Raw genomic sequence first — 9559 nt, forward strand, 5'->3', positions numbered from 1 at the left:
GCGTCGTCGCCGAACCGTCATGCGGGCGGGGTAGGGCGAAAGCTCTGCCTCGCCCGCAACCATATTCAGACCTAAAAAGGAATAAAATCATGGCCGATATCACGGCAGCAATGGTCAAGGATCTGCGCGAGAAGAGCGGCGCGGGCATGATGGATTGCAAGAAGGCGCTGAGCGAGAACGCCGGCGACATGGAGCAGGCTATGGATTGGCTGCGCACCAAGGGGCTCGCCGCCGCCGCCAAGAAGTCCAGCCGTACCGCGGCCGAGGGCCTGGTCGGCGTCGCCGTGTCGGGCACCAAGGGTGCCGCGGTCGAAGTGAACTCGGAGACCGATTTCGTCGCGAAGAACGACCAGTTCCAGTCGTTCGTCCGTGAGGTCACGCAGATCGCTCTGGCAACCGGCGGCGACGTCGAGGCGCTGAAGACGCAGGCGATGCCATCGGGCAAGACCGTTGAGGAAGTCCTGACGAACAACGTTGCGACGATCGGCGAGAACCAGTCACTACGCCGCTCGCGCACGCTGGAAGTCAGCAAGGGTGCGGTCGTTCCTTACATCCACAATGCAGCGGCTCCCGGCCTCGGCAAGATCGGCGTGCTCGTCGCGCTCGAGTCGGAGGCTTCGGACGGTGTTCTCCAGACGCTCGGCAAGCAGCTTGCGATGCACATCGCAGCAGCCTTTCCGAAGGCGCTGAACGAGGCCGACCTCGACGAGTCCGAGATCGAACGCGAGCGGGCGATCGCGACCGAAAAGGCTGCTGAGTCGGGCAAGCCTGCCGACATCATCGCCAAGATGGTCGAAGGCGGCATTGCCAAGTACCGCAAGGAGCATGCTCTGGTCAGCCAGCTGTTCGTGATGGACGGCAAGACCAAGATCTCCGACGTCGTCGCCAAGGCCGGCAAGGATGCAGGGACCGAGATCAAGCTGGTGGACTATGTCCGCTTCCAGCTCGGCGAAGGCATCGAGAAGGAAACGTCGGACTTCGCAGCCGAGGTTGCTGCTGCTTCGGGCGTTCCGCAGGCGCCTCAGGCGTAAGCTGACTTCTTTCCCTCGCCCCTCCGGGGAGAGGGAAGGGGCCCGCTCGGCTCTTGTCGAGTGGGAAGGGTGAGGGGAGTGGTGAGGTCTCGAACCTAACTTCCCCTCATCCGGCCCTGCCGGTCCACCTTCTCCCCGAGGGGAGAAGGACAGACTATCCCTCTCCCACCGGGAAGGGGCTAGCTTGCGCAGCAAGCGCGGGGGTGAGGGCGGGCGTGCAACGTCTGCATCATGCTCACCCTTCCGCCGCGCAAGTGCGCAGCCTCCTCCCTCTGCCGGGGGGGAGACGGATTCGCATCGTCTCCCCGAGGAGTTTCGGTGCACGCGCCGCACAGCGCTTCACATCCCAGGCCTCGCCGCCTAAGGTCCGCGCCGCCCCGCCAATCAATATTCGAGATTTATGACGCCTCCGCGCTACAAACGTATCCTGCTGAAACTGTCAGGCGAAGTCCTGATGGGGCCGTCGGGTCTTTCGATCGATCCGACCGTCACCGCGCGCGTCGCGCAGGAGATCGCGGACATCAAGGCCAAGGGCTATGAAATCTGCATCGTCGTCGGCGGTGGCAACATCTTCCGCGGCATGGCGGGCGCGGCGCGCGGCATGGACCGGGCGACCGGCGATTACATGGGCATGCTCGCGACCGTCATGAACGCGCTCGCCGTGCAGAACGCGCTGGAGCAGATCGGCGTAGATACGCGCGTCCAGTCGGCGATCCCGATGGCGTCGGTGTGCGAGCCGTTCATCCGCCGTCGTGCCGAGCGTCACCTGGAGAAGGGCCGCGTCGTGATCTTCGCGGCCGGCGTCGGCAGTCCCTATTTCACTACCGACTCAGGCGCCGCTCTGCGCGCTGCCGAGATGAAGTGCGACGCGCTGTTCAAGGGCACTTCGGTCGATGGCGTGTATAACGCCGACCCAAAGACGCACCCCGACGCGGTGCGATACGAAACGGTTACGTACAGCCGCGTGCTGTCCGACGACCTGAAGGTCATGGACGCCAGCGCGATCGCGCTGTGCCGCGATAACAACATCCCGATCGTCGTCTTCAACATCCGCGAACCCGGCAATCTCGCCGCGGTTTTAGCGGGTGATGGCGTGTCGACGATCGTCCAGAACGAGCAGGAGCTTTAAGATGGCTGCATATGACAAGACCGACCTGGAACGCCGCATGGCGGGTGCCGTCGAAGCGCTGAAGAGCGATCTCGCCGGCCTGCGCACCGGTCGTGCGTCGACCGCGCTGCTCGATCCGGTAATGGTGACCGTGTACGGCTCGTCGATGCCGCTCAACCAGGTCGCGACCGTGTCGGCGCCCGAGCCGCGGATGCTGTCGGTGCAGGTCTGGGACAAGTCGAACGTTGGGCCCGCGGATAAGGCGATCCGTTCGGCTGGCCTCGGACTCAACCCGATCGTTGACGGCCAGACGCTGCGCCTGCCGATCCCGGATCTGACTGAGGAGCGCCGCAAGGAGCTCGCCAAGCTCGCCGGTCAGTACGCGGAAAAAGCGCGCATCGCGGTCCGTAACGTCCGTCGCGACGGGATGGATTCGCTGAAGATCGACGAGAAGAAGGGCGTGTTCGGCGAGGACGAGCGCAAGCGTCACGAGACCGAAGTCCAGAAGCTGACTGACGGCGTGATCGCGGAACTCGATGCGACTGCGGGTGCCAAGGAAAAGGAAATCCTGGGCAAGTGAGATTGCAGGCCTCTCCGGCCGCGCCGCTCGTCGCCGTTCCGTCGGGCGGCGCGGTGCCGCGTCATGTCGCGATCATCATGGACGGCAATGGCCGCTGGGCGAAGAAGCGGTTCCTGCCGCGCTTCGCCGGGCACAAGGCCGGCGTCGAGGCGGTCCGGAAAGTGACGCGGGCTGCGCGTGCGATGGGGATCGAGGCGCTGACGCTATACGCGTTCTCGTCGGAGAACTGGCGGCGTCCGGCCGAAGAGGTCAGCGACCTGATGGGGCTGCTCAAGCACTTCATCCGAAGCGACCTCGACGAACTTGCGCGTGAGAACGTCCGGCTGCGCGTGATCGGTGATTACCGCAGCTTTTCGGCCGATCTTGTGGCGATGGTTGATAACGCAATCGCGCGGACGGCTGGCAATACCGGTCCGATCCTGGCCATCGCGCTTAACTACGGCGCGCATGCCGAACTGGTGACCGCCGCGCGACGGCTGGCGGAGCGGGTGCGTGATGGCGCGCTGGACCCTGCTGCTATCGACGAGGCGACGATCGAGGCGGAGCTCGACACACATGACCTTCCGCCACTGGACCTGATGATCCGCACGTCGGGCGAGCAGCGGCTTTCGAATTTCCTTTTGTGGCAGGCGGCTTATGCGGAACTCCTGTTCGTCGATACGCTCTGGCCTGATTTCGACGCGGCCGCGCTGGCGGATGCGGTTGCGGCATTCGGTCTTCGCCAGCGTCGCTACGGTGGCCTGTGAACCTTACCGACCCTGACAAGGCGCCCGATCAGGCGCTGCGTACGCCGTCCAACCTGCAACTCCGGATCATCGCCAGCGTCGGGATGATCGCGGTGGCGAGCGCCGCACTGACGCTGGGTGGGATTGCGTTCTGGGTGCTGGGCGTGGTCGCCGCGTTGTTCATGATGGCGGAATGGTCGACGCTGCACGGTGTCGATGCCAAGACCAAGCGGACGGCCCAGTTCGCGCTGTCGGTGCCGCTCGCGGTGATGGCGCCGGCGTCGTTGATTCTGGTGGTCCATGATTTCTTCACGCTGGGGCTGCTCGCGGGGGCGGCGTTCTTCGTCGTCATCACGACGCGTAAACCCCCGCTGGCGCTGGGCGTACTGTATTGCGGCTTGCCGGTGTTCGCGCTGATGATCATCCGGCGGCAGGACGAGGGCATCCTGTTCACGCTGTGGGCGCTGTCGCTGGTATGGGCGTGCGATATCGGCGCGTTCTTCACCGGGCGGACACTGGGCGGACCGAAGCTCGCCCCCGTAATTAGTCCGAACAAGACATGGTCGGGCCTGATCGGTGGCGTCGTGCTCGCAAGCGCGGTCGCGGCGGTGCTGCACCTTGAATACGGCCTGCCGTTGCGGATGACGCTGGCGACGCCAGTGCTCGCCGTCCTCGCGCAGATGGGCGATCTCTATGAGAGTTGGTTGAAGCGGGTGGCTGGGGTGAAAGATAGCGGCAACATCCTGCCGGGCCATGGCGGCGTGATGGATCGGCTCGACGGTCTGGTCCCGGTCGCGCCGGTCGCCGCGTTCCTCGTCCTGCTGCCGCATTTCTACTGATGAAGAGCATCACGATTCTGGGCGCGACCGGCTCGGTCGGCACGTCCACGCTCGACCTCGTCGAACGGGAGCCCGATCGCTTCCGCGTGGTGGCGCTGACCGCCAATCGCGACGTGAACAAGCTCGCCGCCGCCGCGATCCGGACCAGGGCTGCATTCGCCGTCGTCGCTGACGAGGAATGCCTCCCCGAACTGCGCGACGCTCTTGCCGGTACCGGGATTCATGCGGGCGGGGGCGCGGATGCGATTGCCGAAGCGGCGTCCTCGGGTGCGGATTGGACGATGGGCGCGATCGTTGGCTGTGCGGGCCTGAAGCCGGTAATGGCGGCGATCGAGCAGGGCGGTACCGTCGTGATCGCCAACAAGGAGCCGCTGGTCTCGGCCGGCGACGTGATTCTTGCCGCGGCCAAGAAGACCGGCGCAACGCTGCTACCAGCCGATTCCGAGCACAATGCGATCTTCCAGTGCTTCGATGCGACTCGTCCCGAGCGCGTGCGGCGGATTATCCTGACGTGCAGCGGCGGGCCGTTCCGCGACTGGACGACCGAACAGATGCGCGGCGTGACGCTCGAACAGGCGGTCAAGCATCCCAACTGGTCGATGGGCGCGAAGATCTCGGTCGATTCGGCGACGTGCATGAACAAGGGACTCGAGCTGATCGAGGCCGCGCGGCTGTTCCCGATTGCCCATGACCGGATCGAGATCGTCATTCACGCACAATCGGTGATCCACAGCCTTGTCGATTATGTCGACGGATCCGTGCTGGCGCAGCTCGGTCCGCCCGACATGCGGACGCCGATCGCGCATACCCTGGCCTGGCCAGACCGGATGGCGACGCCGATGGCACCACTCGACCTGGTCGGGATCGGCCGTCTCGACTTCGAGGCACCCGATCCGGTGCGTTTCCCGGCGCTGCGTCTCGCGCGTGAGGCGTTGGACGCGGGCGGTGCCCGACCAGCCATCCTTAACGCCGCGAACGAGGTGGCCGTCGAGGCTTTCCTTCAGGGGCGTATTTGTTTCCTCGAAATTGCCGCAATCGTCGAACATACATTATCATGCTACGACCCGGCCGCGCCGGATAGCGTCGATGCCGTGTTGGCGATCGATGCCGAAGCGCGGATCTTGGCGGGTGAGCGTGTGAAGGCCAGTCGGTGAAGGCCGGCCATTGAAGGATTGCGCGGTTTGATCGAAACTCCCGGTATTCTTCTGACCATCCTGTCGTTCGCTGCGGTGATCGGACCTCTCGTATTCGTCCACGAGATGGGACATTACCTTGCGGGACGGTATTTCGGGATCAAGGCGGATGTCTTTGCGGTCGGCTTCGGTCGCGAGATCGCGGGCTTCACCGATAGTCGCAGCACCCGCTGGAAGTTCGGATGGTTGCCACTTGGCGGCTATGTGAAGTTCGCCGGCGATATGAACCCGGCGAGCCAGCCGTCGGCCGAATGGTTGTCGTTGCCGGCCGAGGAACGTCAGCGGACCTTCCAGTCTAAGCCGGTATGGCAGCGCGCGATCGTCGTCGCGGCGGGTCCTGTCGTGAACTTCGTCGTCGCAATCCTGATTCTTGCGGGTTTCGCGTTCGCGTATGGCGATATTCGGATGCCCGCAGTCGTGGGTGGCACGGTACCCGGTAGTGCAGCCGCTGCGGCCGGATTGCAGTCGGGTGACCGCATCACGGCGATCGGCGGACGATCGGTCGAGACGTTCGACGATCTTGCCCGCTACGCGCGTATTCGCGCCGGCGAGAGCACCCGGATCGATGCCGTGCGCGGCGACCAGGCCGTATCGCGCGACGTGGTGATCAGCACCGAGCTACAGCGCGACCGCTTCGGCAACGAATACCGGATCGGACGCCTCGGCATTCTCGGCGCGAAGCCGATCATCGTGCCAGTCAGCCTGATCGAGGCGCCCGTCGTTGCGGTGAAGCGTACTGGTCAGATCGTCTCGATGATGGTCGAGACGCTGGGGCAGGTCATAACCGGCCGTCGCTCGGTCAAGGAGCTCGGCGGGCCGCTCAGCATCGCCAAGGTCTCGGGCGAGCAAATGTCGCTCGGTCTGGATGCGTATGTATTCCTGATCGCCCTGGTGTCGATCAATCTGGGGTTCATCAATCTGCTGCCAGTGCCGATGCTGGATGGCGGTCACCTTTTCTTCTATGCGATCGAAGCGGTGCGCAGGCGCCCGGTCGAGCCGGAAGTCCAGGAATGGGCGTTTCGTGGCGGTCTGGCGGCGATCCTCGCGTTGATGTTGCTCGTGACCTTCAACGATCTCGGTAATTTCGGGCTCTGGAAGAATTTGGCCGGCTTGATCGGCTGACGACGATAGGGCAGGGCGGGCGCGCCTTGTATGTGCACGTTTTTAGGGTGGGTTTGGTGACAGCGATCAACGGTTACGATTTTGCGCGAAAGGGCGCCCTGCTCCTGGCAGGCACGATCCTCTCGGGCACGCCCGTCTTTGCACAGACGGCACCTGTGGCCACGGCTACGCCAACTCCGGTTCGCAATCCCGTCACGGGTGCGGCGAATGGTGTAACGCCTGTCGCGGCTCCGGTATCCGTCAACACGATCAAGACTTTGCGAGTCGAGGGTTCGCAGCGGATCGAGCCGGAGACGGTGCTGTCGTATACCAAGCTGCGCGTCGGCATCCCGTACACGCCCGAGACGCTCGATCAGGCGCTGAAGGATCTGCAGGCAAGCGATCTGTTCGCCGATTATTCGATTTCGGGCGTCGCGAACGGCAACATCGTTCTGCGCGTGCGCGAGAACCCGATCATCAACCGCGTGATCATCGAGGGCAACAAGGCACTCAAGAGCGACAAGATCACGAAAGAGATCAAGCTCGCGCCGCGTCAGATCTTCACGCGCACCGCGGTCCGGCAGGACATCGGCCGGATCATCGAGCTGTATCGTCGCCAGGGCCGTTTCGCCGCCGTGGTCGATCCGAAGATGGTCAACCTCGACCAGAACCGCGTCGACGTCGTGTTCGAGGTCAGCGAAGGGCCGAAGTCGAAGGTTCGCCAGATCAACATCCTCGGCAACGAGGTGTTCTCGGACGACCAGATCCGCGGCCAGATGGCGACCAAGCAGGCCCGCCTGTTCCGCCTGCTGTCGTCAGCGACGAGCTATGACCAGGATCGCCTCAGCTACGATCAGCAGAAGCTGCGCCAGTTCTATCTGACGCAGGGCTATGCCGATTTCCGCGTGACCTCGGCCGTCGCCGAGCTGACGCCGGACAAGAAGGACTTCATCATCACGTACGTGGTGGAGGAGGGCAAGCGCTACAAGTTCGGCGACGTGACCGTCGACAGCCAGATCCGCGACTTCGACAACACCAAGCTGGCTGCCAGCCTGCCGCTCAAGAAGGGCGACTGGTACAACGCCAAGCTGGTCGAGGACTCGGTCGACAATCTCAGCCAGACTGCGGGCCTGTTCGGCTACGCGTTCACCGAGGTGAACCCGGAGTTCCAGAAGGACGCCGACACGCTGACGATGGGGATTAATTTCAACATCGCAGAAGCCAAGCGTACCTATGTCGAGCGGATCGAGATCAACGGCAACACGCAGACGCAGGACAAGGTCGTGCGTCGCGAGATCCGCCTGGCCGAGGGCGACGCGTTCAACAGCTTCCAGGTGAAGCGCTCGCAGGATCGCATCAACTCGCTGGGCTATTTCCAGGACAAGATGGAGATCAAGCAGCTGCCGGGTTCGGCGCCCGATCGCGTCATCCTCGAGACGAACCTCGAAGAGAAGTCGACCGGCGAACTCCAGCTGTCGGCGGGCTATTCGAGCCTTGAGCGATTCATCATCCAGGCGAACATCACGCAGCGCAACTTCCGCGGCAAGGGCCAGGAACTGCGCGCCGGCGTGAACTATTCGAGCTATTCGAAGTCGATCGAGCTGGGCTTCACCGAACCGTATCTGTTCGACAAGAACATCGCGGTCGGTGGCGATCTCTTCCGTCGCGACTACAACTCGTTCAACTACATCGGCAACGATCGCCAGACGACCTATTCTCAGGTCTCGACCGGGTTCCAGCTGCGTGCCGGCGTTCCGTTGACCGAATTCTGGTCGCTGTCGGCGCGTTACGGTCTTTCGTATGACGAAGTCGGCCTCAGTGAGGCGAGCTATTTCACGGATGGCAAGTGCGACATCCTCAAGGCCGGGCGCTATCTTTGCGAGGCGATCGGCAACCGCTGGACGTCGTCGGTCGGCTATTCGCTGATCCACGATACGCTCAACAGCCGTCTGCGTCCGACCGCTGGCTCGCGCTTCTCGTTCAGCCAGGATTTTGCAGGCCTCGGTGGCGACGTGAAGTACATCCGTACGCGTGCGGAAGGCGCGAAGTACTGGAACGCCGGGAGCGGCTTCATCCTGTCGGCCATCGGCGAAGGTGGTTACATCAAGTCGCTCGAGGGCAGCCGCGGCGCGGGTATCGACCGCGTCCGCATCACCGATCGCTTCTACCTGGGTGAACCGCAGTTCCGCGGCTTCGACATTCGTGGCGTCGGACCACGTGTGCTGCGCATCCCGTACACGACGGATGCGACGACGGGTAAGCAGGTGCTGGCGACCGATCGCAACACGTTCATCGACGATGCGCTCGGCGGCAACGCCTATTACCTCGGCCGTATCGAGATGGAGATCCCGCTAGGGTCGGGTGCGCGCGAACTCGGACTGCGTCCGTCCATCTACGTGCAGGCGGGCTCGCTGTTCAGCATCACGAAGCCGAACCTCACGCTTGATCCGAAGCTGTATCCAAGGGCCGCGGATGGTTCCCTGCTTCCTTATGCACCCGCAGTCCTGACCAGCACGGGTGCGATGCAGTACGTCGTTCCGATCTCTGCCGATACGACGATGCCAAATCCGGGCGAGGGTACGGTCACGACCTGCCAGACGGGCTATTCGGCGACGGCGGGCGGGACCTGCACGGGCACGACCGCCAATACGCTGGTGACATCCAGCCCATATGGTCCATATTCCGAGCAGTTCCTTGGCAACTCGGCCAAACCGCGCCTGTCGATCGGCATCGGTGTGAACTGGAACTCGCCATTCGGTCCGCTTCGTATCGATCTTGCCAAGGCATTGCTTTCGCAGCCGGGCGACGACCCCAAACTCATTACTTTCAACGTAGGGACACAGTTCTGATGACGACGTTCAAGACGCTTCTCCTCGCCGCGGCGCTCGTTGCGCCTGCCGCCATGACCGCAACCGCTGCCGACGCACAGGTTTCGGGTATCGCCGTTGCCGATGCGCAGGGTGCGATCGCCAACTCGAAGGC

At 63.6% G+C, this 9559-nt stretch carries 9 protein-coding genes (1 of these 9 running past the window's edge); all 9 read left to right on the top strand.

What is annotated here, in order from left to right; translation table 11 throughout:
• The first annotated feature begins 89 nt into the window (after positions 1–89).
• The gene (gene tsf, locus SJY41_RS19525) at positions 90–1031 is read left to right on the top strand and encodes a translation elongation factor Ts (RefSeq protein ID WP_380783879.1); all 942 of its coding nucleotides are present in this window, start codon (positions 90–92) and stop codon (positions 1029–1031) included.
• 400 nt (positions 1032–1431) lie between these two features.
• Positions 1432–2160, top strand: coding sequence for a UMP kinase (gene pyrH / locus SJY41_RS19530; RefSeq protein WP_107954783.1), 729 nt, complete (start codon positions 1432–1434; stop codon positions 2158–2160).
• Position 2161: 1 nt separating this feature from the next.
• Positions 2162–2719: a ribosome recycling factor gene (gene frr / locus SJY41_RS19535; RefSeq protein ID WP_380783880.1), complete on the top strand. Its 558-nt coding sequence runs from the start codon at positions 2162–2164 to the stop codon at positions 2717–2719.
• Complete coding sequence (locus tag SJY41_RS19540; RefSeq protein ID WP_380783881.1) at positions 2716–3465, top strand: isoprenyl transferase; 750 nt, start codon at positions 2716–2718, stop codon at positions 3463–3465. Before frr ends, SJY41_RS19540 begins: the two co-directional genes overlap by 4 nt.
• On the top strand, positions 3462–4283 hold the full coding sequence (locus SJY41_RS19545) for a phosphatidate cytidylyltransferase (protein WP_380783883.1): 822 nt from the start codon (positions 3462–3464) through the stop codon (positions 4281–4283). Before SJY41_RS19540 ends, SJY41_RS19545 begins: the two co-directional genes overlap by 4 nt.
• Complete coding sequence (locus SJY41_RS19550) at positions 4283–5437, top strand: 1-deoxy-D-xylulose-5-phosphate reductoisomerase (protein ID WP_380783884.1); 1155 nt, start codon at positions 4283–4285, stop codon at positions 5435–5437. The genes SJY41_RS19545 and SJY41_RS19550 overlap by 1 nt, the downstream gene beginning before the upstream one ends.
• A gap of 27 nt (positions 5438–5464) precedes the next feature.
• On the top strand, positions 5465–6598 hold the full coding sequence (rseP, locus tag SJY41_RS19555) for an RIP metalloprotease RseP (protein WP_380783885.1): 1134 nt from the start codon (positions 5465–5467) through the stop codon (positions 6596–6598).
• Between the two features lie 53 nt (positions 6599–6651).
• Positions 6652–9426, top strand: coding sequence for an outer membrane protein assembly factor BamA (gene bamA, locus SJY41_RS19560; protein WP_380784198.1), 2775 nt, complete (start codon positions 6652–6654; stop codon positions 9424–9426).
• Positions 9426–9559, top strand: partial view of an OmpH family outer membrane protein gene (locus SJY41_RS19565; protein WP_380783887.1) — the 5' end (the start) only. 541 nt of this gene lie beyond the right edge of the window; only the first 134 of its 675 coding nucleotides appear in the window; it begins with the start codon at positions 9426–9428; its stop codon lies off the right edge, out of view. The genes bamA and SJY41_RS19565 overlap by 1 nt, the downstream gene beginning before the upstream one ends.

Source organism: Sphingomonas sp. R86520, from assembly GCF_042466285.1.
In the GTDB taxonomy this organism is placed as follows: Bacteria; Pseudomonadota; Alphaproteobacteria; order Sphingomonadales; family Sphingomonadaceae; genus Sphingomonas.